21 protein-coding genes are annotated in these 25992 nt (G+C 73.5%); 11 read left to right on the top strand and 10 right to left on the bottom strand.

Going from position 1 to position 25992, the window contains the following annotated elements; translation table 11 throughout:
• Nucleotides 1–139 precede the first annotated feature (139 nt).
• Nucleotides 140–589: a spore-associated protein gene (locus ACZ4TG_RS02365; RefSeq protein WP_468159433.1), complete on the top strand. Its 450-nt coding sequence runs from the start codon at nucleotides 140–142 to the stop codon at nucleotides 587–589.
• Between the two features lie 372 nt (nucleotides 590–961).
• Nucleotides 962–3007 carry an NAD-dependent DNA ligase LigA gene (gene ligA, locus ACZ4TG_RS02370; protein ID WP_468159434.1) on the top strand — a complete coding sequence of 682 codons (2046 nt, stop codon included), beginning with the start codon at nucleotides 962–964 and terminating at the stop codon, nucleotides 3005–3007.
• A 22-nt stretch (nucleotides 3008–3029) separates the two neighbouring features.
• On the opposite strand, the gene ACZ4TG_RS02375 is transcribed toward ligA, so the two are convergent.
• The 3 genes from ACZ4TG_RS02375 to ACZ4TG_RS02385 form a co-directional block, all read right to left on the bottom strand.
• A complete protein-coding gene (locus tag ACZ4TG_RS02375; protein WP_468159435.1) occupies nucleotides 3030–3260 on the bottom strand; it encodes a hypothetical protein in 231 nt (76 codons plus the stop codon).
• Between the two features lie 142 nt (nucleotides 3261–3402).
• Nucleotides 3403–4077 carry a response regulator gene (locus tag ACZ4TG_RS02380; RefSeq protein WP_468159436.1) on the bottom strand — a complete coding sequence of 225 codons (675 nt, stop codon included), beginning with the start codon at nucleotides 4075–4077 and terminating at the stop codon, nucleotides 3403–3405.
• On the bottom strand, nucleotides 4074–5306 hold the full coding sequence (locus ACZ4TG_RS02385) for a sensor histidine kinase (protein ID WP_468159437.1): 1233 nt from the start codon (nucleotides 5304–5306) through the stop codon (nucleotides 4074–4076). The genes ACZ4TG_RS02380 and ACZ4TG_RS02385 overlap by 4 nt, the downstream gene beginning before the upstream one ends.
• Nucleotides 5307–5580: 274 nt before the next feature.
• Here ACZ4TG_RS02385 and ACZ4TG_RS02390 point away from each other — a divergent pair, with 274 nt between their 5' ends.
• Nucleotides 5581–7788 carry an MMPL family transporter gene (locus ACZ4TG_RS02390; protein WP_468159438.1) on the top strand — a complete coding sequence of 736 codons (2208 nt, stop codon included), beginning with the start codon at nucleotides 5581–5583 and terminating at the stop codon, nucleotides 7786–7788.
• Nucleotides 7789–7951: 163 nt separating this feature from the next.
• Here ACZ4TG_RS02390 and ACZ4TG_RS02395 read toward each other — a convergent pair whose 3' ends face one another.
• The gene (locus ACZ4TG_RS02395; protein WP_468159439.1) at nucleotides 7952–9748 is read right to left on the bottom strand and encodes an ABC transporter permease/substrate binding protein; all 1797 of its coding nucleotides are present in this window, start codon (nucleotides 9746–9748) and stop codon (nucleotides 7952–7954) included.
• A complete protein-coding gene (locus ACZ4TG_RS02400) occupies nucleotides 9748–10809 on the bottom strand; it encodes a quaternary amine ABC transporter ATP-binding protein (protein ID WP_468159440.1) in 1062 nt (353 codons plus the stop codon). Before ACZ4TG_RS02400 ends, ACZ4TG_RS02395 begins: the two co-directional genes overlap by 1 nt.
• A gap of 249 nt (nucleotides 10810–11058) precedes the next feature.
• On the opposite strand from ACZ4TG_RS02400, the gene ACZ4TG_RS02405 reads away from it, so the two are divergent.
• Nucleotides 11059–11598: a VanZ family protein gene (locus ACZ4TG_RS02405; protein ID WP_468159441.1), complete on the top strand. Its 540-nt coding sequence runs from the start codon at nucleotides 11059–11061 to the stop codon at nucleotides 11596–11598.
• Nucleotides 11599–11609: 11 nt separating this feature from the next.
• On the opposite strand, the gene ACZ4TG_RS02410 is transcribed toward ACZ4TG_RS02405, so the two are convergent.
• Complete coding sequence (locus tag ACZ4TG_RS02410; RefSeq protein ID WP_468159442.1) at nucleotides 11610–12545, bottom strand: RNA polymerase sigma factor SigF; 936 nt, start codon at nucleotides 12543–12545, stop codon at nucleotides 11610–11612.
• A gap of 145 nt (nucleotides 12546–12690) precedes the next feature.
• Between ACZ4TG_RS02410 and ACZ4TG_RS02415 the strand changes: the two genes are divergently transcribed.
• Entirely contained in the window at nucleotides 12691–13062 is a 372-nt protein-coding gene (locus ACZ4TG_RS02415; protein ID WP_468159443.1) for a helix-turn-helix transcriptional regulator, read from the top strand.
• A gap of 70 nt (nucleotides 13063–13132) precedes the next feature.
• Nucleotides 13133–13768, top strand: coding sequence for a VOC family protein (locus ACZ4TG_RS02420; protein WP_468159444.1), 636 nt, complete (start codon nucleotides 13133–13135; stop codon nucleotides 13766–13768).
• A gap of 136 nt (nucleotides 13769–13904) precedes the next feature.
• Here ACZ4TG_RS02420 and ACZ4TG_RS02425 read toward each other — a convergent pair whose 3' ends face one another.
• Complete coding sequence (locus ACZ4TG_RS02425; protein ID WP_468159445.1) at nucleotides 13905–15347, bottom strand: cellulose binding domain-containing protein; 1443 nt, start codon at nucleotides 15345–15347, stop codon at nucleotides 13905–13907.
• Nucleotides 15299–16909, bottom strand: a complete 1611-nt coding sequence (locus ACZ4TG_RS02430) for a beta-N-acetylhexosaminidase (protein WP_468159446.1) — start codon at nucleotides 16907–16909, stop codon at nucleotides 15299–15301. Before ACZ4TG_RS02430 ends, ACZ4TG_RS02425 begins: the two co-directional genes overlap by 49 nt.
• A 229-nt stretch (nucleotides 16910–17138) precedes the next feature.
• Between ACZ4TG_RS02430 and ACZ4TG_RS02435 the strand changes: the two genes are divergently transcribed.
• The gene (locus tag ACZ4TG_RS02435) at nucleotides 17139–17978 is read left to right on the top strand and encodes a GntR family transcriptional regulator (protein WP_468159447.1); all 840 of its coding nucleotides are present in this window, start codon (nucleotides 17139–17141) and stop codon (nucleotides 17976–17978) included.
• Between the two features lie 134 nt (nucleotides 17979–18112).
• Here ACZ4TG_RS02435 and ACZ4TG_RS02440 read toward each other — a convergent pair whose 3' ends face one another.
• Both ACZ4TG_RS02440 and ACZ4TG_RS02445 read right to left on the bottom strand, forming a co-directional pair.
• Nucleotides 18113–18859 carry a GntR family transcriptional regulator gene (locus ACZ4TG_RS02440; RefSeq protein WP_468159448.1) on the bottom strand — a complete coding sequence of 249 codons (747 nt, stop codon included), beginning with the start codon at nucleotides 18857–18859 and terminating at the stop codon, nucleotides 18113–18115.
• A 143-nt stretch (nucleotides 18860–19002) separates the two neighbouring features.
• Nucleotides 19003–20538: an IucA/IucC family protein gene (locus ACZ4TG_RS02445; protein ID WP_468159449.1), complete on the bottom strand. Its 1536-nt coding sequence runs from the start codon at nucleotides 20536–20538 to the stop codon at nucleotides 19003–19005.
• Between the two features lie 63 nt (nucleotides 20539–20601).
• Between ACZ4TG_RS02445 and ACZ4TG_RS02450 the strand changes: the two genes are divergently transcribed.
• The 4 genes from ACZ4TG_RS02450 (at nucleotide 20602) to ACZ4TG_RS02465 (ending at nucleotide 25989) form a co-directional block, all read left to right on the top strand.
• Nucleotides 20602–22131 carry an IucA/IucC family protein gene (locus tag ACZ4TG_RS02450; RefSeq protein ID WP_468159776.1) on the top strand — a complete coding sequence of 510 codons (1530 nt, stop codon included), beginning with the start codon at nucleotides 20602–20604 and terminating at the stop codon, nucleotides 22129–22131.
• Between the two features lie 33 nt (nucleotides 22132–22164).
• The gene (locus ACZ4TG_RS02455) at nucleotides 22165–22872 is read left to right on the top strand and encodes a class I SAM-dependent DNA methyltransferase (protein ID WP_468159450.1); all 708 of its coding nucleotides are present in this window, start codon (nucleotides 22165–22167) and stop codon (nucleotides 22870–22872) included.
• A 120-nt stretch (nucleotides 22873–22992) separates the two neighbouring features.
• The gene (locus ACZ4TG_RS02460) at nucleotides 22993–24261 is read left to right on the top strand and encodes an MAB_1171c family putative transporter (protein ID WP_468159451.1); all 1269 of its coding nucleotides are present in this window, start codon (nucleotides 22993–22995) and stop codon (nucleotides 24259–24261) included.
• A 168-nt stretch (nucleotides 24262–24429) separates the two neighbouring features.
• Nucleotides 24430–25989 (top strand): FAD-binding oxidoreductase, encoded by a 1560-nt coding sequence (locus ACZ4TG_RS02465; RefSeq protein ID WP_468159452.1) that lies wholly within the window; start codon nucleotides 24430–24432, stop codon nucleotides 25987–25989.
• Nucleotides 25990–25992 lie beyond the last annotated feature (3 nt).

A 25992-nucleotide genomic window follows, 5' to 3' on the forward strand; every position in this document is an offset into this window, starting at 1 on the left:
GGAGGCCGTCCGCCGGCCGGCGGGCGGGGTGGTAAGTGAGGCACGGTCACATCTTTTGCGGACAATGCGCAACCGTTCCGCCGTCCTGCATGTCACACCATGCAGGAGCGACCAACTCCAATGACCATCAGGGGGAAACATGAGGTTCACCCGTTCCGCCCTTACCACCGCCGCATTCGCCGCCCTGGCCCTGGGGGCCACGACCGCTCTGGCGGCGCCCGCCAGCGCCGCGCCCAACACCACGCCGCAGAAGGTCTGCGGAAGCGCCTACAAGACCGTGAACTCGGCCGCCATCGGCTCGCTGGGCACCGTCTACCTGACGTACAACGCCTCGAACGGCAAGAACTGCGTCGCGACCATCCGCAACAACCCGGGTGCGGCCGTGGACATGGCCCTCTGGATCGAAGTCCCCGAAACCTGGGAGCGGGGCGAGGACTACGGCCGGTACACGTCGTACGCGGGGCCGGCCTACGTGTACGGCAAGGGCCACTGCGTCGACTGGGGCGGGGGCATCAGCAACGTGCACGTGCAGGTGTACAACTCCAACTGTGGAGCGCGCAAGGAGCACCGGGTCACCGAGGTCCGCTGACCCGAGTTCCTCCTGACCGCGACGTTCTGTGCCGTCGTGCGGTCGTCGGGGGCAGGACCCACGACCCGACGACCGCACGGGAACCGCCGTGGTCCGGCCCGCCCCGGCAGACTCGCCGAGTTCTGCCGGGGCGAGGGCGCGTCCGGCCTCCTCCCCGGTCGAGCTGCGCACGGGCGCGGAGCGGGAGATCGAATGAGGCTGGTGGCCAAGCTCCTATGAGGTCACGGACACCCGCGAGCACACGCGGTGGCGTCGCCCGGCGGCCGACGATTCGGCAGACGGACAGCCGAAACGTCAGTCAGACCCGGAGTCAGACCCCCGCACGACGCCAAGGACATCCTCATTGTCAGACCCCTCGGTCACTATCGGGGCATGACGATCACCACCGTTTCCGCCCTGGCCACCCGTGACGAGTACGCCGACGCGATCGGTACGGCCATCAAGGCCTCCGCCGCGTACTACGGCTCGGGCGATTCGCCGCTCGACGACGCCTCGTTCGACCTCCTCGTCTCGCTGATCCAGGCGTACGAGGCCGCCTACCCGGAGCACGTCGACCCGGCCTCCCCGACCGGGAAGGTGGCCGGTGGCGCCGTGCCGGCCGGGGAGGTGGCGCATTCCGCGGCGATGCTCTCGCTGGCCAACGCCTTCAACCCGCAGGACCTGCTCGACTGGGAAGCCTCGCTGGTCAGACGGCTGGGCGGCCCCGTCACGGGCGGGTACGCGGTCGAGCCGAAGCTGGACGGCGCCTCGCTGGCGGCCCGCTACCGCGGCGGGCGGCTGGTGCAGCTGGTCACCCGGGGCGACGGGACGAGCGGGGAGGACGTCTCCCATGCGATCGGCGCCATCGTGGGTCTGCCGCTCGAACTGGCCACGGACGCCTCGTTCGAGGTGCGCGGCGAAGTCCTGCTGACGACGGAGCAGTTCGAGCGGGCGAACGAGATACGCGCGGCACACGGCGCCGGACCGTTCTCCAACCCCCGCAACGGCGCGGCCGGCACCCTGCGGGCCAAGGGCCGCCCCTACACGGTGGAGATGACCTTCTGGGCGTTCGGCGCGGTCGAGCTCGACGGCGCGCAGGTGCTGCCGCGCGGGGGCCACGCCGAGGTCATGGCGTACGTGGCGGCCTCGGGCGTACGGACGGCCGCGGCCACGGAGGCCGGGCTGACGGTGGTGGCCGCGCTCGCCGAGGTCCAGGAGCAGGTGGACCGGATCGCCGCCCTGCGCCCGGTGCTGCCCTTCGGGATCGACGGGGTGGTCGTCAAACTGGACTCCCTGGCGGAGCAGTCGGCGGCCGGTACGGGCTCGCGGCACCCGCACTGGGCGACGGCGTACAAGCTGGCGGCCGTCGAGCGGCGCACCCGGCTGCTGGAGGTGACCTGGGCGGTGGGCCGCACGGGCGTGCTCGCGCCGACCGCCGTCCTGGAGCCGGTGGAGATAGACGGCTCGGTGGTGCGGCACGCCACGCTCCACAACCCCGCCGACATCGTCCGGCGCGGCCTGCGGCTGGGTGACACGGTCACCGTCTACAAGGCGGGCGACATCATCCCGCGCATCGAGGCCCCGGTGGTCGAGCTGCGCACGGGCGCGGAGCGGGAGATCGAGCTGCCCGGTGTCTGCCCCGGCTGCCAGGGGGAGATCGACCGGTCGCAGGAGAGGTGGCGCTGCGCGCGGCCGGCCGACTGCGGGCGGATCGCCGCGGTGCTGTACGCCGCGGGGCGCGACCAGCTGGACATAGACGGCCTGGGCGAGACGTACGTCCGGGCCCTGGTGGACTCCGGGCGGGTCCGTGACGTCGCCGACCTGTTCACCCTGGACCAGGCGGTGCTCACGCAGGCCGCGGGCAGCGAGAAGCGGGCCGTGAAGCTGCTGGAACAGATCGCGGCGGCCAAGGCCAGGCCGCTGTCCCGGGTGTTCTGCGCGCTCGGCGTGATCGGCACGGGCCGGGGCATGTCCCGGCGGATCGCCCGGCACTTCGGGACGATGGAGGCGATCCGCGCGGCGGACACCACCGCGATGACGGCGGTGGAGCTGGTGGGTGAGGCCAAGGCGGCCGGAATCGTGGCGCAGGTGGCGGAGCTGGGGCCGGTCATCGACAAGCTGGCGGCGGCGGGGGTCAATCTCACCGAGCCCCGGCCGGCGGTCGTGCCCGGAGCGCAGGAGGGTCCGCTGGCCGGTCAGAGCGTGGTGGTCACGGGGAAGATGACGGGCGCGCTGGCGGCGTACGACACCCGTGACAAGGTCCGCGAGCTGATCGAGCGGGCGGGAGGGAAGTCCGCGAGCGGGATATCCGGGAAGACCACGCTCCTGGTGGCGGGCGAGAAGGCCGGCAGCAAGGTCGCCAAGGCCGAGGCGGCCGGGATCGAGATCCTGGGCGAGGAGGCGTTCGCCGAGCGGATCGCCGGCTTCCTCACTCCCTGAGCGGGACCGACCGCCGGCTTCCTCACTCGCTGAGCGGGATCGCCGGGGTCACGGCCAGGAGGGGTGCGGCCGGGGACATGTAGCGGTGGCCGCAGGGGTCGAAGATCAGGACCACGGGCTCGCCCGGGCGCTGGCGCCAGGAGATCCGCTGCGGGGCGCCGGCGCACACCGGACAGGCGGGCAGCGGGCCCGGCTCCGCCGGACCTTCCGGCTCGGCCGCGAGCGGCGGCGGCATGGGGTGCGGGTCACGCATGGAGGCTCCCTGGTCCGGCGGTTGTGCTCCTGGCACTGTGCCATGCGCAGCATCCCGCACACACGGGCGAATCATCCAGTGTTCTGGCTGGTCAGGGGTAGGGTCACCAGTCCGATTCCGGTCCTCTGCGGGCACTTGGTGATCAAGTGCTCCTCCGTTCGGCCTCGACCAGGCCGCTCTCGTAGGCCGCGATCACCGCCTGGGCGCGGTCGCGTATGCCCAACTTGCCGAAAACGCCGGTGATGTGGTTCTTGACCGTGGAGATGCTGATGTCCAGGTCCCGGGCGATCTCGGCGTTGTCGAGGCCCCGGGCCAGCAGGCGCCAGATCTCCAGCTCGCGGGGGGTCAGTCCGTCCGCCGTCGCCGGGGGCCCGGCCGGCCGCCGGTGCCGGTCGGGTGCCCGGACGTAGGTGGAGATCAGCCGGGTCAGGAGCCGGGGCGCGACGGCGGCTTCGCCGGTGTGCACGGTACGGACGGCCGCGATCAGCTCCTCGGGGGAGATGTCCTTGGGGAGGAAGCCGTAGGCGCCCGCGCGCAGGGCGGCGACCACGTACTCGTCCATGTCGAAGGTGCTGAGCGCGAGCACCCGCGATTCCGGCCGGGTCCGGGCCAGTTCTCCGGTGGCCTGGACCCCGTCGAGGACCGGCATGCGGATGTCCATGACCACCACGTCGGGCCGCAGCCGCTGGGCGAGGGCCACGGCCTCGGCGCCGTCCGCGGCCTCTCCCACCACCTCCACGTCCGGGTCGGGGGCCAGGATCAGCGCCAGGCCCCGTCGCACGAGCGGTTGGTCGTCGGCTATCAGCACGCGGATCATCGGCGTGGTTCCCCTCCCTCTCCCCCGGCCGCTCCCGATGCCACCGGCAGACGGGCGGCCACCCGGAAGCCGCCGCCGTCGAGCGGGGCCGCTTCCAGCGTGCCGCCCTGCAGAGCGACTCGTTCACGCATTCCCACCAGACCGTACCCGGAGCCGGGTCCCGGCCGCGAAGGCGCCGGGTACGGCGGCGCACCCGCACCGTCGTCGCGCACCTCCACGGCGATCTCGTCCGGCCGGTACGTCAGCCGTACGTCTGCCCGCGCGGGCCCCGCGTGCTTGCGGGCGTTGGTCAGGGCCTCCTGCACGACCCGGAACACCGTCAGCCCGACGCTCGGCGGCAGCGGCCGGACCGCCCCCCGCACGGTGAACGCGGTCTCCATCCCGGCCAGCCGGGATTCGGCGATGATGCGGTCGAGGTCCCCGGCGCCGGGCTGGGGGGCGGGCGGGGTCCGTTCGGGCTCCTCACCCGCGCGCAGCACGTCGAGCAGCTGTCGCATCTCCCGCAGCGCCATCCGCCCGGAGCCCTCCAGGGTGACCAGGGCCTCGCGGGCGGCCTGCGGGTCGTGCGCCAGGTTGGCCCGGGCCCCGCCGGCCATCAGCTGCATGGTGGTGATGTGGTGGGCCACGATGTCGTGGAGCTCGCGGGCGATGCGGCGGCGTTCCTCGGCCACCGCCCGGTCGGCGAGCAGGGTGCGGTTGGCCTCGACCTCCCGCTGATAGCGGCGGACCACGAGGCCCGCGCCGGCGACGAGGGTCGCGGCGACCAGGTTGCCGATCACCCCCGATCCGGTCTCGGCCCAGTGCCCGTCCCGGCCGATCAGCGGCAGCGGCAGGGTCGCGAGCCCGGCCGCCGCGATGACCCATGGACCGCGGACCCGGGCCACCGAGTACAGGGCGACCGTGACATTGGCGTCGAACCCCATGGGCAGCGGGATGACCAGGTTCAGGATCGCGCCGACGACGAGTGCGGCGCCGAGCACGGCCACGGGGTACCGGCGCCGGACCAGCAGCGCGAGCGAGGCGAACACCAGGAGACCGAGCACGGGCAGGCTCAGGCGTTCGCCGCTCTCCAGGGCGCCGATCGAGTAGGCGGTCAGGTCCACCGCCGCGGAACCGACGGCCACCAGGGCGTCGTTGCGGCTCCAGGTGAGGGCGTCGGCGAGCCTGCGCCGGATCCTGGGGGCGGCGGGGCCCTCTGGGCCGCCTCCCCCTGCTGTCGCTGTCGGCATGCCGCCCGGTCCTCCCCGTCATCGCCGGCCCCGCCGGATTCCCCCCGGTGCGCCGCATGTCACGTACCCGATCCATTCTCACACCGGGTGCGCGGCCTCTCCGGCCCTCCGGGTGGAGCCCGGACCAGGACCGGAGTCCTGGTCGGCCCCCCTGCGTCGGCCTCCGGTCCCGGGTGCGGTGTCCTCCCCCGCCACGACGTTTCGGCGCCCGGCCGCTGATGAGCTGGAGAGCAGCCGGGGGACCCCGGCCCAGCGTCACGCTACGGAGGAACTCGTGATCCGCGCCCTGACCGGCTTCGCCACCCGAAGTCCCTGGAAGGTCATCGCCCTGTGGGCGGTGCTGGGCCTCGCCCTCACCTTCGTCGGCGCGGGGCTCGCCCCTCGCGCCACCCAGGCCTCGACCGGCGAGTTCCTGCCCGCCCAGTACGACTCGGCCGCGGCCCTGAAGGTCGCCGAGGAGCACTTCGGGGCGAAGCCGGACGCCAACCCGCTGACCGTGCTGGTGGCCCGCGCCGACGGGGCGCCGCTCACCGCCGCCGACGAGCAGCGCATCGACGCCGAGGCCGCGGAGCTGACCCGGCGCCGGGTCACCATGCCGAAGGACGAGGACGCCCCGCCCCTGTTCGTCCAGGACCACTCCCAGCTCCCCCGGGTCGGCCCGGCGATGACGGCCCCCGACCGGAGCTTTCGGCTGTTGTCCGTCCAACTGACCGGCAATCCCACCGATCCGGGGATGCAGGGGCTCTACCGGGCCTTCCGCGATACGACCCGGGCCGCGTTCACCGAAGCGGGGCTGCGGACCGGCTTCACCGGCGGGCTCGCCGACACCGTGGACACCGTCGACGGCGAGAAGACCCGGTCGAAGGTCGTGGGCGCGGTGATGGTCGGGGTCATCGTGCTGCTGCACGTCCTGGTGTTCCGCAGCGTCCTGGCGGCGCTGCTGCCGCTGATCGCGGTCAGCATCATCGGTGGCGCAGCGGCGGGTGTCGTGGTCGGCTCCGCGCTGCTGACCGGCATCGAACTCGACCCGTCCACACCGCAGTTGATCAACGTGGTGCTGGTGGGCATCGGCATCGACTACTTCCTCTTCCTGCTGTTCCGCTTCCGCGAGCAGTTGCGCAGCCGCCCCGAGCAGTCCGGCCGGGCGGCTGCGGCCGAGGTCGCCGGCCGGGTGGGTACGGCGATCACCTCGGCGGCGCTGACGATCGTGGCGGCGTTCTCCACCCTCGGGGTGGCCACGTTCGGCCAGTTCAGGGTGCTGGGACCGGCGATCGCCGTGGCGGTACTGGTGATGCTGCTCGGCAGCCTGACCCTGATGCCGGCCCTCCTCGCGGTCACGGGGCGCCGGATGTTCTGGCCGTCACGTGCGCTGAAGCGGGAGCCGCGCGGGGGCGTGGCCGCGCGGATGGGCGAGCGGGTGGCCCGGCGCCCGCTGAGGCTGGTGCTCGCCTCCGTGGCCCTGCTCGGGGCGCTGGCCGCGGGGTTGTCGGGGATGCGGATGGACTACGGGCAGACCGGCGGGGGCGGTGGGCGTACGGCCGCCGCGGGCACGGCTGCCGAAATCGCCCGCGCCCTGCCCGCCGGGGTGTCGGACCCGACCAGCGTGTTCGTCACCGCCTCCGACGGGGGCACGCTGAGCGCCGAGCGGCTCGGCGGGCTGGCCGGGGCGCTCACCGGGGTGGACGGGGTGGGCCAGGTCGCGCCCGCCGCGCTGAGCGAGGACGGGCGGGCGGCCCGGATCGACCTGTTCCTGACCGCCGATCCGCACCGGCAGGAGGCCCGCGACCTGGTCTCCGGACCGGTCCGGGGGACGGTTGCCGCGCACCGGCCGGAAGGTACCGAGGCGCATGTCGGCGGTACCCCCGCGGTCTTCGCCGACATCTCCGAGGCCGTGGACGAGGACCTGAAGGTGGTCTTCCCGGTGGCGGCGGTGCTGATCGCGCTCATCCTGCTGGTGCTGCTGCGGAGCCTGCTCGCGCCGGCCGTCCTGATGATCGCGGTGGGGCTCGGCTTCGCCGCCACCCTGGGCGCCTCCACGCTGGTGTTCCAGCACACCCTGGGCCGGCCGGGGGTGGACTTCTCGCTGCCGCTGGTGCTGTTCCTGTTCGTGGTGGCGCTGGGCACGGACTACAACATCCTGATCAGCGACCGGATACGGGAGGAGATGGGGCGGCCGGGTCCGGCCCGCGCGGCGGTGGCCCGCGCGGTGCGGCACACGGCGCCGGCCATCGCCACGGCGGGTCTGGTGCTCGCCGTCTCCTTCGGGAGCCTGGCCGCCAGCCCCGGTTCCGCGACGCAGCAGATCGGTTTCGCCACGGGGCTCGGGATCCTGCTCTCCGCGTTCGTCCTGTCGATCGCGCTGGTGCCGGCGCTGGCTTCGCTGCTGGGGCGGAGCCTGTGGTGGCCGCTGCGTCAGCGCCGCGGCGGGGCGCTGCCCGACGGCACGCGGACGGCCGGCGAGCGGCGGGTCCCGGTGGGCTGAACCGCCGCCGGACGGACGAGAGCGCCGGTGCGCGCAGGGACGTACGAGGTCCTCCGCGCACCGGCGCTCAGGTGTTCAGATGCTCAGGCGCTCAGGCGCTCAGGCGCTCAGGCGCTCAGGCGCTCAGGCGCTCAGGCGCTCAGGCGCTCAGGCGCTCAGGCGCTCAGGCCAGCTTGTCGATCTCCGGGTGATCGGCCAGCCAGGCGCGGACCGCCTGCTGCTCCTTGCCCTTGCCGGTCTCCTGGATCTTCGCCTCCAGGCCGGTCAGCTGCTCCTCGGTGAGCTTGAACGAGCGCAGCCACTCGGCGACCTCCGGTTCGTCCGAGCCGAAGCCCTTGCGGGCGAGGGTGTGGATCCCGTCGCCCTTGCCCCAGGCCCCCTTGGGGTCCTCCAGCTTGGTGAGCTGGTACGAGGAGTAGGCCCAGTGCGGGGACCACAGGACGACCGCGACGGGCTCCTGCTTCTCGTAAGCCCGCTTCAGCTCGGCGAGCATGCCCGGGGTGGAGCCGTCGACGACCTTGTACTCGCCGTCCAGGCCGTACTCGCCCAGGACCTTATCCTTGAGGATCGACATCTCGCCGGCGCTCGGCTCGATGCCGATGATCCGGCCCTTGAACTGGTCGGACTTGCCCTTGAGGTCGGCGAGGGAGCGGACGTCCTTCATGTACGAGGGGACGGCCAGCTCCAGGGAGGTGGGGCCGTACCAGGAGCCGAGGTCCTCCAGCTTGTTCCCGTACTTCTCCCAGTACTGGGCGTGGGTGACGGGCAGCCACGAGTCGGTCTGGAAGTCGATCTGGCCGCCGGCCAGGCCGGTGTAGAGCGCGCCGGCCTCCAACTGGCGGGCGTCGACCTCGAAGCCGCGCCGCTCCAGCAGCTCCTTCCAGAGGAAGGTGGAGGCGATGCCCTCGTCCCACGGGATGTAGCCGATGCTGACCTTGCGGCCCTTGCCGACGTTCTCCGCGCCGCTCGCGGTGGTCTTCGGCTGGTCCGAGCCGCCGAAGACGCCGAGGCCGCCCGCGACCAGGGCCAGGATCACGGCTCCGGTGACCGCGTAGGCGGGCTGCGGCCGGTGGTTCCACAGCTTGGCGGCGCCGCGCGCGGCGACCCGGGTCTTGGCGAGGGCGCGGCGGCCGAGCGGGGAGACCTGGCGGCCGAGCGCTCCGGTCATCCGGTCCAGGTACATGGCGAGGATGACGATGGAGATGCCCGCCTCGAAGCCGAGGCCGATGTCCACGTTGCCGATGGCGCGGTAGACCGCGCCGCCGAGTCCGCCGCCGCCGACCATGCCGGCGATGACGACCATCGACAGGCCGAGCATGATGACCTGGTTGATGCCCGCCATGATGGTGGGCAGCGCCAGCGGCAGCTGCACCCGTACCAGGGTGTCGCGCGGGGTGGTGCCGAAGGCGTCTGCGGCCTCGACGAGCTCGGCGTCGACCTGGCGGATGCCGAGTTCCGTCATCCGGACGCCCGGCGGCAGCGAGAAGATGATGGTGGCGATGATGCCGGGCACCACGCCCACCCCGAAGAAGATGATGCCGGGGATGAGGTAGACCATGGCGGGCATGGTCTGCATGAAGTCCAGGACGGGCCGCAGGACGGCGCTCACCCGGTCGGAGCGGGAGGCCCAGATGCCCAGCGGGATCGCGAACACCAGCGTGACCAGAGTGGCGACCAGGACCAGGGACAGCGTGGACATGGCCTCGGACCACAGTCCGACGGAGTCGACGAGCGCGAATCCGGCGAAGGCCAGCAGAGCGGCGAGCAGGCCGCGCAGCCACCAGGCCGCGACGGCGAGGATGCCCGCGAAGAGCAGCGGGGCGGGCGCGGACAGCACCGCGTCGATGCCGTCGTAGAGACCGGTGACCATGGTGCTGATGGCATCGAACAGCCAGGAGAGGTGGCGCTGGAGGAAGTCGACACCGCTGTCGACCCAGGCGCCGAGATTCAGGCGGGGCATCAGGCTGCCACCTCCGCGCAGTACATCGGGGGCCGCTGTTCGTCGCCGATGAAGGCGATGAGGCGGTCCTGCGGGACGGAGCCGACCACGGCGCCCGCCCCGTCGGTGACGGCCACCGCGTGCGGGACCCGGGCGCTGACGGCGCACAGCTCCGCAAGGGGGGTTTCGGTGGTGACGGTGGGGCAGTCGCAGGCGTCACCGTCCGGCGCGGGGACGTCCATGACTGCGTCGGCCGTGAGCACGCGCGAGCGGTCGACGTCCTGGATGAAGGAGGCCACGTACTCGTCGGCGGGGCGGATCAGGATGTCCTCGGCGGTGCCCTGCTGGACGATCCGGCCGTCGCGCATGACGGCGATCGCGTCGCCCAGGCGCATGGCCTCGTTGAGGTCGTGGGTGATGAAGACGATGGTCTTCTTGAAGCGCTGCTGGAGTTCGAGCAGCTGGTCCTGCATGTCGCGGCGGATCAGCGGGTCGAGGGCGCTGAAGGACTCGTCCATCAGCAGCAGGTCGGCGTCGGTGGCCAGTGCGCGGGCCAGGCCCACGCGCTGCTGCATGCCGCCGGACAGCTCGTCGGGCCAGGAGTTCTCCCAGCCGCCGAGCCCGCACAGCGCCAGTGCCTCGGCGGCGCGCCGTTCGCGCTCGGCCCGGGGGACGCCCTGGACCTCCAGTCCGTACGCGGCGTTCGCCAGGACGTCGCGGTGCGGGAACAGCGCGAAGTGCTGGAACACCATGCTGATCTTGGTGGAGCGTACGCGGCGCAGTTCGCGCGCGCTGAGCGCGGTGAGGTCCTCACCGTCGAAGAGGATGCGTCCCGAGGTGGGTTCCAGGAGTCCGTTGAGCATGCGCAGCAGCGTGGACTTGCCGGATCCGGACAGCCCCATGACGACGAAGATCTGGCCGGGTTCGACCTGGAAGGAGGCGTCGATGACGGCTGCCGTCGTTCCGTCGGCGCGCAGCTCTTCGCGGTCGGCGCCGCGTTCGAGCGCGCGCACGGCGTCCGCATTGCCGTCGGGCCGTCTGCCGAACACCTTGTACACGTGCTCGGCTTGGAGCGTGGACACATACACCTCGCGGGTCGTACCGGGGACGGCGCGCCGATGGGGCCGGCGGGCCGTGGAGCGGTGCGGGATCCGCCCGCGCCCCCCGGCCGGGCGCGTGGGCGCCCGGCGGAAGGTTCCGTTCCGGGGCCGCGGGTGCCCCGACTTAACCGCTGCAAACGCAAAGGTGATCCAGTTCACGTTCCGGCGGGCGTTTCCGGGTGCGTGTGGAGTGCCACGGGTCGGGTCCGGATGGGTGGGCATACGCGGGCCATGAATCCGATTCGGCACAGGAATGCGGCGCCCCGCGCCGGCGCGCATCCGGCGCTGCGGGCTGTTGCGATGCTGGCGGCGCTCGCGGCGACGGTGGCGTTCAGCGTGGTCCTCGCCCGGCTGACCCTGGAGCCGTCGCCCGCCTCCGAGGCCCTGACGTACAGCAACGTCCACCCGGGCCGGTCGGTCCGCGCCTACCTGGACCACGGCACGGTCCGGGAGGCCGCGCGCCAGATCGGCGGCAATCTGCTGCTGGGGGTGCCGTTCGGGGTGCTGCTGCCGGTGCTCGTGCCGCAGGCCCGCGGTCTGGCGCGGGTGGCGGTGTGCACGACGGTCGTGATGACCCTCGTCGAACTGGTGCAGGGAGCCCTGGTCACGGGCCGGGCCTTCGACGTCGACGATGTGATCCTGAACACGGCGGGGGCCCTGCTCGGTTATCTGCTGCTGGGCCGACGGCTCGGCCGGGCCGTGCATCCGCGGCGGCGGCACTGGTGGCACCGCTTCACCCGGCGGCACCCCGAAGAGGATGCCGCCGGGTGAGGCCGCCCTGGTCAGGCCGGGTTCGGGGCCGAACGTCGCGTGTGCTGCGGCTCCGCCAGCATGGAGTCGCGCAGATGGGCGAGGAGCCGGGTCAGCAGTCGCGAGACCTGCATCTGGGAGATGCCGAGGGCGTCGCCGATCTGGGCCTGGGTCAGCTCCTCGCCGAAGCGCATCTGGAGCATGCGGCGCTCGCGGTCGGTGAGCTGTTCGAGCAACGGGGCCAGGGACTGGATGTCCTCGACGAGCTCCATGGCCGGCTCGTCCTCGCCCATGACGTCGGCGAGGGTCTGGCCTTCGGTGGGCCCGTCGCCGTGCTCGGCGTGCGGGGCGTCGAGGGACCCGGAGGTGTGGCCGTTGGCGGCGACCAGCCCGTCGAGGACCTCTTCGTCCGTGAGCCGGAGGTGTTCGGCGAGGTCGGCGACGGTCGGGGAGCGGTCCAGGCGGACGGTGAGCTCCTCCTTCGCCTTCGCGATCTCGATGCGCAGCTCCTGGAGCCGGCGCGGGACGTGGACGGCCCAGCTCGTGTCGCGGAAGTGCCGCTTGATCTCGCCTGTGATGTACGGCATGGCGAGGGTGGAGAACTCGTTCTCGCGGGACGGGTCGAACCGGTCGATCGCCTTGATGAGGCCGATGGTGCCGACCTGGACGATGTCCTCCATCTCACCTCCCTCGCCGCGGCTGCGGAAGCGGCGGACGGCGTACTGGACGAGTGAGGCGTTCATCTCTATGAGCGTGTTCCGGACGTACTGGTACTCCGGGGTGCCCTCGGTCAGCTCGTGGAGCCGCCTGAAGAAGACCCGCGACAGTTCGCGGGCGTCCGCCGGGGCCATCTCCCGGGGCTCGTCGATCCGCGGCAGGCCCGCGGTGGTCCGGCGGGGGCGGGGGACGACGGGAGCGGAGCTGGCGGCGGTGTCGGCTGTATCGGAGAACGGGGCAGGGACCGGCATGGGGTTCGCTCCTTGGGCTTGTCGGCTTGCGGCGCGGGACCTTGACTGCCGTAGATGCTGGACCTCTTCGGCTCGTACGTCAAGAATTACCGGAAATTTGTTTCACGTATTGCTTCACGTGAATCGTGTAGCGCATCATGAGCATATGGGGAGCATGTCTCAGCGGCATAATTGGACTTTTTTGACGAATCACGCTCGCGTGCTGGTCACCATCGCCCGGGACCCCGCCGTGCGCCTCAGGGACGTGGCCGCCATCTGCGGCCTGACCGAGCGCACCGTGCAGTCGATCGTCACCGACCTGGAGTCGGACGGCTACCTCCAGCGGGTCCGCGACGGCCGCCGCAACCGCTACGAGATCTCCGCAGGCGCCGTCTTCCGGCACCCCGCCGAGGCCGGCGTCCAGGTGGCCGGTCTCCTCGCGCTCCTGACCGGTGCCCCCGCCGCCCCGGGCGACCATGTGACCGGCCGCACGGCCGGCCGCGCCACGGCGGACGGCGGAGTCGAGCCGGTCGGCTAGAGCCTGTCCCTTGGAAGTGCGGCGGGCGTGGCGTCGTGATGTGTACGGGTTGTCGGGTGATGATGACGCAGTGCGACTTGATCACGTGTCCTATGCGGTGGCCCGCGACAGCTTCGTCTCGACCGTCCAGTGGATCGGATCCGCCCTCGGCGCCGGGTTCGTCGACGGGGGCGTGCACCCGCGATTCGGCACCCGCAATTTCATTCTCCCGCTGAGCGGCGGCACCTACGTAGAGGTCGTCACCACACTCGACCACCCCGCCGCCGACCGCGCACCCTTCGGCCAGGCGGTCGCGCGCCGCGCCGCCGAGGGCGGCGGCTGGCTCGGCTGGGTGGTCTCCGTCGACGACATCGCCCCGGTCGAGGCCCGCCTCGGCCGCACCTCGGCCGAGGGCCACCGTGTCCGCCCCGACGGGTTCGACCTGAGGTGGAAGCAGATCGGCCTGCTGGAACTGCTGGAGGAACCGCAACTGCCCTACTTCCTTCAGTGGTTGGTCCCCATCGAGGAGCGCCCGAGCGCCGACCCGCGCACCTCCACCACCATCAACGGGGTCTCCATCGCCGGCGACGCCGCCTCCATCGCCGAATTCCTCGGCGAACCGGCCGACCACCCCCTCGACCAGATCGACGTCACCTGGGTCGAGGATGAGGAACCGGGCCTGGTCTCGGTCGAGTTCGCCACCGCCCACGGCCCGGTCACGATCTGACCAGCGCCCGACTGCCCCGCGGGAGCAGCCGGCTGGAGTCTCCTGGCTTGGGCCGCTTCCTTCGGAACCTCCTTCGGACCTTGCCCGAAGGGGCACGGACGGGCGCTCCGGAGCGCGCGTCCCGGAGCGCCGCGCGTCAGCCGTTCGGCACGGTGTCCTGGAACGCGGTACCCGCCGCGCGGAAGGCACCGACCCGCGCGGACACCTGGGCCGGGGTGAGCACCTGGTCCTTCACGTGCAGGACGTAGTCGACCTTCTGGTCGTACGCGCGGGCGGCCGATCCGGGCCGGCCGGCCAGGTCGATCAGCCACTGGTTGAAGTTGATCGACATGGGCCGCTCGGGCAGGTAGCGGGCATCGTGCCGGCCGAATTCCTGTCCGTCGACGTAGTAGACGATCTTCTCGTCGTCGATGGTGAGCACCAGGTCGTGCCAGCCCCCGTAGCTGCTCCGGGACTCGGTGTGCTGGTTGACGGCCTCCCACGGGTCGGGGCGGTAGGTCTCCCAGGACGTGGTGTACAGGATGTTCGCCGGCTCGCCCCAGCCTCCGTTCGGCAGGTACTCGAAGTCGTACTCGGCGTAGTCGTCGGCCATCGGGGCCTTGAGGTCGTTGATGGTGAAGAAGGTCTGGACGAGGTGGTCCCCGTCCGGGCCGTACTGGGGGGCGTCGGAGAACTTCACCCGCGCCGTGTAGGTGCCGTTCCTGAATTTCGCCGCCCGGGTGAGGACTTCGGTCTGCTTGGTGCTCTCGCCGGATCCCGCCGTCGAAGTCTCCAGGTTCATCAGGGAGTTGCCGCCTTCGACGGCGAAGGTGACGTTCTCGGGCGCCCAGGTCGCGCCCGGCACACCGGGGCCGCCGGAGTTGGAGCGCACGCTCCAGCCGTGCGCCGATATCGCCGGGTCGGAATGGGAGGCGTAGTCGAAGTCGTCGAAGAGGGTGGCGCCGGCGGGTCCGGGGTCGGTCGGGTCCGGGGTGGGGGTACTGGGATCCGGGTCCGGGGTGCTGCCGCCCGGAGCCGCGCCCCAGACCGAGGTCGTGCCCAGCTGGGCCGTGACCTTGTCCCAGTCCCCGTACGCGGTGCGGCCGGCGCCGAAGGAGTAGTCGTCGGCCTGGTTCACGGTCTGCCAGTCGGCCCGGTGGAAGCGCAGTTGCAGGTCGCCGGTGTCGGCGCCCGGGGCCAGGGTTCCGGCGCCGCCGGTGAAGCCGATCTCCAGATAGCGGTCGGCGGTGGCGGTGGGGGTCGCCAGGGTGCCGAAGGTTCCGGTGATGTTCGCGCATCCCCTGACCGCCCATGAACAGGCGTACCGGTACTGGGTGCCCGGCCCGTCGGCCTTGAAGTAGTAGCGCAGTCTGACCTGGCTCAGCGGGACGGCGTCGGAGCCGCTGTTGACCACCTTGAACCAGGGCTCGACCTGGTCGGCGGTGGCACCGCCGGCGCTGGTGCGGTACTGGACCTTGACCCGGCCGGCCGCGGCACTCGCGTCGGCGGTGGCCGGCAGGGTGCCTGCCACCGCCGTGCCGAGTCCTGCGGTCAGCGCGAGGGCGAGGGCAACGGCCCTGCTCCGCTTCGTGGTTCGCATGATGCGTTCCTCTCGGGGTGGGGGGATCGGCCGCGCACGCCCAGGGCGGCGAGCCGGGTCTGGTGGTGGCCGAGCCTGCGCCGGAAGTCGGGCCAGTCGCGGTGCCCGGACCAGGCGGTGTCGGCCAGGGCGCACAGGCGGGGGAAGGCCAGGTATTCGAGCTCCGCCGGGGTGCGCGCGTACTCGGTCCACAGCTGCGCCTGGGTCCCGAGGACCCGGCGGGCGGCCTCGGGCTCCCAGTGCGCGGGGGCGGGGTCGTTCTCGTAGACGTCCCGCAGGGTGACCACCCCGTCCTGGCCGCGCGGTTCGCCGGGCTCGGCGGACTGCGGATGGTCGAGGTAGGTGGAGCGGAACGGGGTCATGATCACGTCGTGGCCGCGCAGCGCGGCGGCCCGGCCGTGTTCCGGGTCGAGCCAGGCCAGGGCGGTGAAGGGGGACGGCAGTTCGGTGCCGTTCTCGGTCCAGCCCAGCGGGCGGCGCCCGAGCGAGGCCAGGTGCGCGCCGACGGTCCGCAGGAACCAGCCGTGCAGCGCGGCCGGGCCGGCCAGCCCCTCGGCCGCGGCCCGGGCGCGGGCCGCCGGCGAGCGTTCCCATTCGGCGCGGGGGCATTCGTCGCCGCCGATGTGCACGTACGGCCCGGGGAAGATCTCGCCGACCTCGTCCAGCACCGTCCGGCAGAAGTCGAGCACCTCGTCGTGGACGCCCAGGACGTTCTCGCAGACGCCCCAGCGGGTCCAGGGTTCCAGCCGGGTCCCGGGCCTGTTGCCGAGCTCCGGATAGGCGGCGAGGGCCGCTCGGGCATGGCCGGGCATCTCGATCTCGGGGACGATCGTCACCCCGCGCCGGGCCGCGTACCGGACCAGGCCCACGAGTTCCGCCCTGCTGTACGAGCCTTCGTGCGGGATCCCGTCCCCCTCGCTCTCGCCGCGCCGGGCGCCGACGGTGGTCAGCCTGGGGTAGGCGGCCACGGGCATCCGCCAGCCCTGGTCGTCGGTGAGGTGGAGGTGCAGGACGTTCAGCTTGTGGAGGGCGAGCAGGTCCACGAAGCGGCGTACGTACGACACCGGCTGGAAGTGGCGGGCGACGTCGAGGAGGGCTCCGCGCCAGGCGAACCGCGGCCGGTCGGTGATCCGTACGCAGGGCAGCGACCGGTCGCCGCGCCGCTGCCCCCGCTCGGCAAGGGCCTCGGCCGGCAGCAGCTGCCGCAGGGTCTGCACCCCGCGCAGCAGCCCCTCGGGGCGGGCGGCGCACAGCAGGACGGCGTCGGTGGTGACGTCCAGCCGGTAGCCCTCGGCTCCGTCGTCGAGGGCGGCGGGGACGGTGGGGGTGGCTGGGGCGGCTGGGGCGGCTGGGTCGAGCCGGAGCACGATCCGCCCTTCGGGGCTGGGGGCGAGCGCCGCCGCGGTGGCGGGGCCGAGGAGTTCGCGCAGGAGGTCGGCGGCGGCCTTGGCGCCCGGTTCGGCGCGCAGGCCGGTGCGGTCGTCGAGGGTGAAGCGGCCGGGCTGCGCGATGACGGAGGCGGGGCGGGGCACGAGCGCGAGGTCGGTGCGGAGGTCGGGCACGGCGTGGGAACTCCTCACCTGGTCGCGGCCTGAACTCGGACCGGATATCGGCGAGTTGACCAACTGACCAATTGGTTAACCGAGTGGCTAGAAGGTGGCACGGCCGCCTCCGGGCGTCAACCCCGCGCACCGCACGAAAGTCCGGCCCCAGCCCTCGCGATGCGGCCCCCCGAATGGTTGGATGCGTATGACCAGTTGGACAGGCAGCCTGAGCGGAAGGGCGCGGGCCATGGAGCAGAAACCCCCTCCCCCGGGCTCGGTGCTCAAGCGGGAGCGCGTACGCGAGCATCTGCTCGGGCTGATCGACGTACGCCGCCCGGGAGACGCGATCCCCTCGGAGCGCACCCTGTGCGCGGCCCTGGAGGTGTCCCGGCCCACGCTGCGCGCCGCCGTGGACGAGCTCGTGGCCACCGGGGTCCTCGTACGGGAGCACGGGCGCGGGATGTTCGTGGCCCCCGCCAAGATCACCCAGGAACTGGCCGCGGAGGAGACGGCCTTCGCCCCGCGGCAGGCGGCCGGCCACTGGTCCAGCCGGATCCTGGAGCACTCCCTCCACCAGGCCGGCGCCCGCATCGGCCGCCGGCTGCGCATCTCGCCCGGCGACCGGCTGCTGTACGTCGCCCGGCTGCGACTGGTGGACGGGGCCCCGATGGCGATCGAGCACCTGCACATCCCGGCCGCTCTGGTACCGGCCCTGACTCCGGCGGAGCTGGAGGCCGGGGACCTGTACGAGCATCTGCGCGACCACCACGGGGTGTTCGTCCACGAGGCGCAGCAGTCGATCGAGCCGACGGTGGTGAACGAGGCGGAGGCGCAGCTGCTGGACGTCCCGCTGCTCTCCCCCGCCCTGCTGATCGAACGGCTCACCACCGACTCCACCGGCCGCCCCGTCGAGTACGTGCACTCCGTCTACCGGGGGGACCGGTACCGGATCGTCTCGCGGCTGGCCCTCGGGGTGGCGCCCGACAGCAGGCCGCCGGGGCACCATCCGGGAATCCCGCCGGGCGATCTGGGGCGCCGGGGGGTCATCACCTCGACCACCAGCGGGGACGTCCACACCAGCGCCTGAGCGCCGAGCCGCGCGGCTCGGCGCCGCGCGGCTCACGGCTCACGGCTCACGGCTCACGGCTCACGGCTCACGGCTCACGGCTCACGGCTCACGGCTCACGGCTCGAGCACGGGCTCGCGGCGCCCGACCCCCGCTCAGCTGACGCGGAAACCGCCCGCCGCGCGGTCCCGGTGGAAGGTCAGCCGGTCCCAGGCGGGGAAGGCCAGGTCCGTGACGGCGAGCAGCCGGCCGGAGCCGTCGTGCAGGGTGCGCCGTACGGTCAGCCCGCAGGTGGCGGAGGCGGCCGGGGGGTGGCTGGTCCGGGTCATGGTGATGGTCTCGGCGACCCGGCCGGCCGCCGTGGCCCGCTCCAGCCAGCCGCGCAGCGGCCCGGCGTCCTCGTCGCGGACGGCCGCCCGCCGGCGGATGGCGGCCAGTTCGGGGGTCCCCTCCACCACGCGCGGGCTGAGGTACGTCACGGCGTGCTGGACGGTCTCGCCCGCGGGGCCGAACTCGCGGTGGTGGTGCACCAGGGTGCGGTCCCCGCCCTTCATGCCGAGCAGCGCGGCGTAGGAGGGCGGCACGCTGACGAGGGTGAGACGGCTCTGGGTGGGGGCGGCCGCGACCGCCGGGGCCAGGGGGGCCACGGGGGCGGGCGCGGCGGGGGTCACGGGCCGGGTGCCGCGCCGGCCGGTGACGATCAGTCCGTCCGCCCTCAGGTGCTGGAGGGCGGCCCGGATGGTCTGCCGGTTGACCTGGTAGCGGGCGGCGAGGCTGCGTTCGGAGGGCAGTCTGCCGCCGGGGGTGTGCGCGGCGCGGTGGAGCTCCTGCCGCAGCGCTGCGGCGATCCGCTGGTACTTGGGCATGGCGGCCGGGCCGCCGCCCCGCGAAGGGGAGGGCATGGCTTCTCCTCTGACGGGTGGTCAAGGACTGCGCGGTCTGCCCGACCAACGTAGCATTGGTCTATACCTTTCGGCACCGGGAGTGGGGTCACCCGGAACCACCTTGGCCAAAATCGCTCGCCGCCGCGGGCGAAGGAGCGGGCCTACGTCCGCAGCGGATTCGGCAGGGGGAGGTAGCGCGCGTCCGCCCCGTCCGCCCGGGTCCACCTCAGCAGCAGGTTCGTCTTGGCCGGCAGCTCCGGGGCCGCCAGCAGCTCCGCGATCTCCGGCAGGCCGTGGGCGGCGTCGAAGCGCAGGAACTCGTCCCGGACCGCGGGCCACAGCCGGCCGGCCACGGCCGGGTGGCACTCGGCCAGGGCTCCCGCGACCTCGGCCAGGTGGTTGACCACCAGGCAGTACACGAGCCGCTGCCAGGCGGCCTCGCGCGTGAGGTCGCCCGGGAGCTTCACGCCCTCCGCGTCGCGGAAGAGGGCCTGCACCGGCGTGCCCCGGCCGTCGACGGCCACCAGGCAGTTCTGGAGGTGGGCCTCCAGCACGATCCCGTGGCGGGCGAACAGGTCCAGGACCGGGGGCACGACCTGGCGCAGATACGCCTGCCACCACCCGGCCGGGTCGGCCGTGTCCGCCGCCGGGCTGCCCGGGAAGCCCTCCGCGAGCGCGGCGGCCAGCAGCGGCCGGGCCCCCGGGGCCAGCTGTCCGCCGAGGCCGTCGCGGACCAGGACGGCGAGCTCCTCGAAGGCGAAGTCCGCAGTGCGGTAACCCCGGTCGGCGAGCCAGACGGCGTTCGAACCCGTGCGGCGCAGCTCCGCGAAGGCCGCCTCGACGGCGGAGTCCGTACGCCGGAGTTTCAGCAGGTCGTGCCGCCACAGCCGGCGCACGTCATTGGTGATCCGGACGTCGAGGCTGAACTTCACGAACAGGTCGGCGTCCGGGCCGGGCACGTACACGGTCCGGATCGAGGCGGTGGGCCACACCGGACGCCGCGCCGGGCCGAGCCGCAGCAGCCGCCCGTCGGCGAAGGCCTCGCGCACCGCCGGCCGGCCGGCGACCAGCTCCAGCTGCCAGGGGTGCGCGGGCAGCAGCCGGTACCCGGCGGGCGCGGGCGGGCCGTCGAGGATCCCGGCGAGCGAGTCGATCACCCCGGCGGCCGCCGGGCCGCCCTCCTCGGCCACCTGGTCCTCGCGCAGCCCGAGGAGGACCAGCGGGAAGCGGGCACGGGCCTCGGGTGCGTACGGCAGCCAGCTCGCGGCGGGCGCGCCGCCCCGGGCCTTGGGGGCGGGGTGGTGCGGGTGTCCCATGACGAGCGCCTGTTCGGACCGGACGTACGGGTCCGCCGGCACCTCGGCCGCGGCCCGGGCCGCGAGGACCGCGGCGACGGCGTCCCGGCTGTCGGTGATCTCGGTCGGCAGCTCGTCGTTGGAGACGCCCGTGTACTGGCGCAGCTCGTCCGAAGTGAGCTTGACCAGTTCCGAATGGCTGAGCGGATGCCAGCCGTTCGCCGTGCGCAGTTCAGGCCGTACGGGCCTGCGACCGCCGCGCACCCGCAGCAGCCGCCCGCTGCCGCGCAGCCGGTGGACACCCTCCTCACCTGCGGGATCGGCGGCCTCCCGCAGCAGGCAGTTCAGCAGCGGGGTGGCGGCGTACGCGTCGGCGGCGGCGTTGAGGTCCACTGGTTCCATTCGATCCGTTCGGTGATCATCACTGATGATCAGGTACACCAATTATGAGAGAGGAAGAGGACCCTGGACCGCAGCACGCACGTCCCCGTCCCCCCGGCCGAGGAGGCCGTCGCCGCCGAGCTGGCCGACGTACGCCCCGGGCTCGGGTCCGCGTACGCCGCCGCCCTGGACGGTGCGCGGGCCGCCGTGCTGACCCGGCTCTGGCGGGCGCTGGCCTTCGAACCGCTGCCGTGGGTGGTGCGCCGCGAGGCGGGGCCCGACTCGCTGGTGCTGGTCACCGCCGGGGGCGGGCGACTGGAGGGGCCGCTCCCGGACCCGTACGCCACCTCCTCCTACGTCACCGAGGTCCGCTTCGACGGCCGGGTGTACCGGCAGGCCGCGCGGCTGGTGTCGGCGCTCGGGGTGCCGCACGGAGCCGCGTTCGCGGCCGAGCTGGACGACAGCACGGCCTCGCTGGCGCTCTCCCGGGCCGGGCAGCCGGACGCGGCGCGGGATGGCGCCCCGCAGGCCGGCTGGGAGTGGGAGCAGCGGGTGGTGGACGGCCACCCCTACCACCCCAACTGCCGCTCCCGGCCCGGGTTCTCGGTGGCGGAGCAGCTGGCGTACGCCCCGGAGCACCGGCCGCTCGTACAGCTCGGGCTGGTCGCCGTACCGGCCGGGGAGTGCCTGGTGACCGGGGACTGGCCGGCCGGGCTGAGGGACGGGCAGCGGCTCCTGTTCCCGGTGCACCCGTGGCAGGCCGAGCACGTCCTCAAGCAGGGGGGCCTGCGGGGCGGGAGCGGCGGTGTGACCGCGCATCCGCTGATGTCGCTGCGCACGCTCGCCCCGGCCGACGGCGGCGCCCATGTGAAGACCCCGCTGAGCACCCGGCTCACCTCCTCGGTGCGCGACATCTCCGTCTACTCGATCGAGACGGCCGCCGCGGTGTCCGCCTTCGCGTCCCGGCTGTCCGAGCGGCTCGACGGGCGCCTGCACGTCACCCGCACCCTGGCCGCCGCCACCGCCCACAGCCCCGACCTGGCGGCCGTCTTCCGCGAGCCCCCGGAGGTGTACGCGGGCCCGGGCGAGCGGGTCGTACCGGTGGCGGCCCTGGCGGGCACCGCGCTCGCCGCGTCGGCGCCCTGGCGGGCCGAGTTCGCCCGCCTCGCCCTCTCGGTGTGCCTGGAGGTGCTGGACCTCGGGGTGGCCCTGGAGGCCCACGGGCAGAACCTGCTGGTCGTGCTCTCCCCCACCGGCGCCCCGCTGCGGCTGGTCTACCGCGACCTGGCCGACATCCGGATCAGCCCGGCCCGGCTGGTCCGGCACGGCCTGGAGGTGCCGCCGCTCTCCGGGCGGCTCGTCACGGACGACGAGACGGCGCTGCGACGCAAGCTGTTCGGCTCCCTGGCGGCCGGGGCGCTCGCCGCGACGGCGGGCTCGGCCGGGGCCCTGGGCGAGGCCCTGGAGCGGACGGCGGAGCTGCCCGCCACGGCCGACACCGAGGCCCTGCGCTGCGGCCCGCTGCCGGTCAAGGCGCTCACGCTGATGCGGCTCAGTCCCGGAACCCCGGGCGACCAGTGGGCGGAGCTGCCCAATCCGCTGCTCCGGGGGTGAGCCGGGCCGGTCGGCGGGCTACTGTCCAGGGGCATGAACGACTCCTCGTACCTGAACTCCGTACGGTCGTCCTACGACGCCGTGGCCGTCGACTACGCCCGGCTGCTGGGCCCCGAGCTGGCCCGCAAGCCGCTGGACCGGGCCATGCTGGCCGCCTTCGCCGAGTGCGTACGCGGGGAGGACGGCGGTCCTGGCCGGGCCGTCGCGGACCTGGGCTGCGGTCCGGGCCGGGTGACGGCGCATCTGGACGGGCTCGGCGTACGGGCCTTCGGCGTCGACCTGTCTCCGGCGATGGTGGCGGTGGCCCGCCGGACGTATCCGGGGCTGCGGTTCGAGGTGGGTTCGATGGCGGCGCTGGACGTGGCCGACGGCGTCCTGGGCGGGGTGCTGGCCTGGTACTCGACGGTGCACACCCCGCCGGGGGAACTACCACCGGTGTTCGCCGAGTTCGCGCGGGTGCTCGCGCCCGGCGGACACCTGCTGATCGCCTTCGAGGCCGGTGACGAGCGGATCCGGCTGGAGCACGCGTACGGGCATCCGGTCGACCTCGACGTGTACTGGACCCCGCCCGACCTGGTGGCCGGGCTGCTGACCGGGGCCGGCCTGACCGAGGTGGCGCGCCTGGTCCGCGAGCCGGACGCCCTCGAACGCTCCCCACAGGGCTTCCTGCTGGCCCGCAAGCCGGATACGGACGGGGCGGGCGGTGCGCGGGACGCGGGGGCGGTTGGCGAACAGCGGTGACTGCGGGTACAACAGGGCACTACTGTTCGATGAGGACGGGCCCGGGACCCACCGCCCGCGCGGACGGAGCGAGTTCCTCTGCCCGCAGCGTGGACCGGCCCGCAGGGAGAGGTTCCGTCGATGATGCCCGCCGTTCTCTACTACGCACCCGCGGCGCTGATGCTCCTGGCATTCGCCGTCCGGTGCCCGGGCCTGCTGAGGGGCGGCTGGCGGGACCCGCTGCTGCGTTCGTTCCCGGTGCTGCTCGTGCTCGGCGGCGCGATCTTCTTCTTCTCCGCCCCGCCCACGATCGAACGGGTGAACGGGCTGGTCGGCGTCTCGAATTTCAGCGCGCCCCTCGTCTACGGGCTGCTGACGGCGGCGAGCGCGGCGATCATCCACCAGATGATCACCTGGCGCGGCGGTCCGGAACACAGCAGGCGCCGCGCCGCCCGCTGGTGCACCGCTGTCTACGCGTCGGTCGTCGTCGCCCTGTTCGTGCTCTTCTTCCTCGGCGAGGCCCCCGTGGAGCGGCTGCGGGACCTGGACACCTACTACGCGAACACCCCGTTCATCCGCGAGATGATCGTCGCGAACCTGCTGGCCCACACGCTCTCCTCCGTCACCATGGCCTACCTGTGCAGTCGCTGGTACCGGGAGGTGCACGGCGGGCTGCGGGGCGGGCTCGCGCTGATCGCGACCGGCGCCCTGTTCAATTTCGCCCATGACGCCTGCAAGGTGACCGCGGTCGCCGCCCGCTGGTTGGGCCACGACTGGGACGCGCTCAGCACGGACTTCGCCCCTCCGCTCGCACTGCTGGCCACCTTCCTCCTCGGAGCGGGCTACGTCCTTCCCTCCGCGGCGGAGCGCCTGCTGGACGCGCGTCACTCCTGGGTCCGCCACCGCGGCCTGGCACCGCTGTGGACCGCGCTGCGGGGTGTGGTCCCCGGAGCGTCGGTGCGGCTCGCGTGGTGGTCCGGGCCCGGCAAGCGGCACCTGCGGCGCAAGTGCGACATCCTCGACGGCCTGTCCGTCCTGCGCCCCCACTTCGACCCCGGGACCAGGGCGGCGGCGTACACCCGGCTGCGTACCGCCGGCGCCGATCCCCGCCAGGCCGACGCGCAGGCCCACGCGGTCATGCTCGTCCATGCCCTCACGGCCTATCACCACGTCCCGGCCAAGGGATCGGACGGCGCGCACCGGGCGCCGGATCCGGCTTTCCTGGACGATCCCGACCTCCTCTACCGGGTATCGGCCGCCCTGGGGCAGCTGCGGCGCGGGGACACCCCCGGGGTGCTCTCCCGCGCGGTGATCCCCGCCGCGATCAGCCCTTCCGCCGGCCGGCGGCCCCATGACGCCCGGGTGGCGGCTCACGCCGATCGCCCCCGTCCTCTGCCGAACACCCTTTAGGCCGTCCCTTCAGGCCGTCCCTTTGCCGTCCCAGTCGGATCGTGCCGGTCAAGCCCGCGCCGCCCGGTGCCGGGCCGCGTAACAGGGGTCTGGGCCGTTCGGGGGGCAACTCGGGCTTTGTGGGCCCGCCTTCGCCCCGAACGGGCCGGCCGGTGGCAGGAAGGGGGGATGAGCCTGCACCGCCGTCTCGTCCTGACGAGTGCGGCCGCCGCCGTTCTGGCCACGGTCGGGGCGGTCGCACCGCCCCCGTCCCGGGGCTCCTCCCCCGGGCGGTCCTCCCGGCGTCCCGTACGCGGGCCCGACTTCGCGGCGCTCGCCCGGGCGATGGACGGGCGGCTCGTACTGCCGGGCGACCCGGACTACCCCGAGGCGCGGCAGCTGTTCCAGCCCCGCTACGACGCCATCGCCCCGGCCGCCGTGGCCTACCCCGCGCACGCCGGGGACGTGGCCGTCTGCCTGGACTTCGCCCGCCGCTCCGCCGTGCCGGTGGTGCCGCGCGGGGGCGGCCACAGTTACGCGGGCTGGTCCACCGGCTCGGGCGGGCTCGTGGTCGACGCCGGGGCCATGGCCGGGGTGGCGGCCGAGGGGGACATGGTGCGGATCGGCGCCGGGGCCCGGCTCGGGGAGGTCAACGGCACCCTCGCCGAGCTCGGGCTGGGCATCCCGACCGGCCTGTGTCCCACCGTCGGGATCGCCGGGCTCGCCCTCGGCGGCGGTATGGGCCTGGCCGCGCGGGCGTACGGCACCACCTCCGACGCGCTGACCGGGGTCCGGGTGGTCACCCCCGACGGGTTCGTCCGCGAGGCCGACGCCGACCAGGACCCGGAGCTCTTCTGGGCCCTGCGCGGCGGCGGGGGAGGCAACTTCGGGGTGGTGACCGAGTTCCGGTTCCGCCCGCACCCGGTGGGGGACACCGCTTTCGCCGAACTGCACTGGCCGGCCGGGGACTCCGCCGCGCTGCTGAACGGCTGGCAGCGCTGGCTGGGCGGACTGCCGGACCCGTTCTGGAGCAACGTGGAGTTCGGGATCGAGGCCGGGCCGGCCCCCGTGCCGTCCGTCAAGGTGCTGTGCTTCGACGGGCGGGCGGAGCTGGAGCGCGAGCTGTCGCGGCTGGCCGGCCTGGTCGGCCGGGAACCGCGGGACAGCTGGATCGCCGTACGGGGCTACGGGGACACCCTGCGGGCGATGTCCGGCTGCGAGGAGCGGTCCGCCGCCCAGTGCCGCCTGCCGGGGACCCTGCCCGGCCACGACCCCCAGGGCCGCGTCCCCCGGGAGTCGTACGCCGCCCGCTCGGACTTCTGGACCGGAGCCGGGCTGCCGGAGGCCGCGGTCCGGGCGGTGCTGGCCGCCGTACGCGGCTACGCGCAGGCGGTGCCACCGGGTGGGCGGGGGGTGGTGCAGTTCCTCGGGGAGTGCGGCGGTGCCCTGAACCGGGTGGGCTCCGCGGACACCGCCTTCGTGCACCGCGACAGCGCGTTCCTGGCCCAGTACCTCGCCTACTGGCCCGAGTCCGCTCCGGCCGCCGAAGTGGCCCGGCACCAGGGCTGGCTCGACGGGCTCTGGCAGGAGCTGCGGCCCTGGGCGAGCGGGCGCGCGTACCAGAACTACATCGACCCGAAGCTGCCCGGCTGGCGCGAGGCGTACTACGGGCCGAACCTGGCCCGCCTCGAAGAGGCCCGGCGCACGTACGACCCCGCCCGGCTGTTCCGCTTCCCCCAAGCCATCTAGGGA

This window comes from Streptomyces sp. NPDC028314 (assembly GCF_055565795.1).

Coding starts and splice junctions, on each gene's coding strand:
- ACZ4TG_RS02365 (WP_468159433.1), top strand. CDS start 140: ATGAGGTTCACCCGTTCCGCCCTTACCACCGCCGCATTCGCCGCCCTG.
- ligA (WP_468159434.1), top strand. CDS start 962: ATGACGATCACCACCGTTTCCGCCCTGGCCACCCGTGACGAGTACGCC.
- ACZ4TG_RS02375 (WP_468159435.1), bottom strand. CDS start 3,260: ATGCGTGACCCGCACCCCATGCCGCCGCCGCTCGCGGCCGAGCCGGAA.
- ACZ4TG_RS02380 (WP_468159436.1), bottom strand. CDS start 4,077: ATGATCCGCGTGCTGATAGCCGACGACCAACCGCTCGTGCGACGGGGC.
- ACZ4TG_RS02385 (WP_468159437.1), bottom strand. CDS start 5,306: ATGCCGACAGCGACAGCAGGGGGAGGCGGCCCAGAGGGCCCCGCCGCC.
- ACZ4TG_RS02395 (WP_468159439.1), bottom strand. CDS start 9,748: ATGCCCCGCCTGAATCTCGGCGCCTGGGTCGACAGCGGTGTCGACTTC.
- ACZ4TG_RS02405 (WP_468159441.1), top strand. CDS start 11,059: ATGAATCCGATTCGGCACAGGAATGCGGCGCCCCGCGCCGGCGCGCAT.
- ACZ4TG_RS02410 (WP_468159442.1), bottom strand. CDS start 12,545: ATGCCGGTCCCTGCCCCGTTCTCCGATACAGCCGACACCGCCGCCAGC.
- ACZ4TG_RS02415 (WP_468159443.1), top strand. CDS start 12,691: ATGGGGAGCATGTCTCAGCGGCATAATTGGACTTTTTTGACGAATCAC.
- ACZ4TG_RS02425 (WP_468159445.1), bottom strand. CDS start 15,347: ATGCGAACCACGAAGCGGAGCAGGGCCGTTGCCCTCGCCCTCGCGCTG.
- ACZ4TG_RS02435 (WP_468159447.1), top strand. CDS start 17,139: ATGGAGCAGAAACCCCCTCCCCCGGGCTCGGTGCTCAAGCGGGAGCGC.
- ACZ4TG_RS02440 (WP_468159448.1), bottom strand. CDS start 18,859: ATGCCCTCCCCTTCGCGGGGCGGCGGCCCGGCCGCCATGCCCAAGTAC.
- ACZ4TG_RS02445 (WP_468159449.1), bottom strand. CDS start 20,538: ATGGAACCAGTGGACCTCAACGCCGCCGCCGACGCGTACGCCGCCACC.
- ACZ4TG_RS02455 (WP_468159450.1), top strand. CDS start 22,165: ATGAACGACTCCTCGTACCTGAACTCCGTACGGTCGTCCTACGACGCC.
- ACZ4TG_RS02460 (WP_468159451.1), top strand. CDS start 22,993: ATGATGCCCGCCGTTCTCTACTACGCACCCGCGGCGCTGATGCTCCTG.
- ACZ4TG_RS02465 (WP_468159452.1), top strand. CDS start 24,430: ATGAGCCTGCACCGCCGTCTCGTCCTGACGAGTGCGGCCGCCGCCGTT.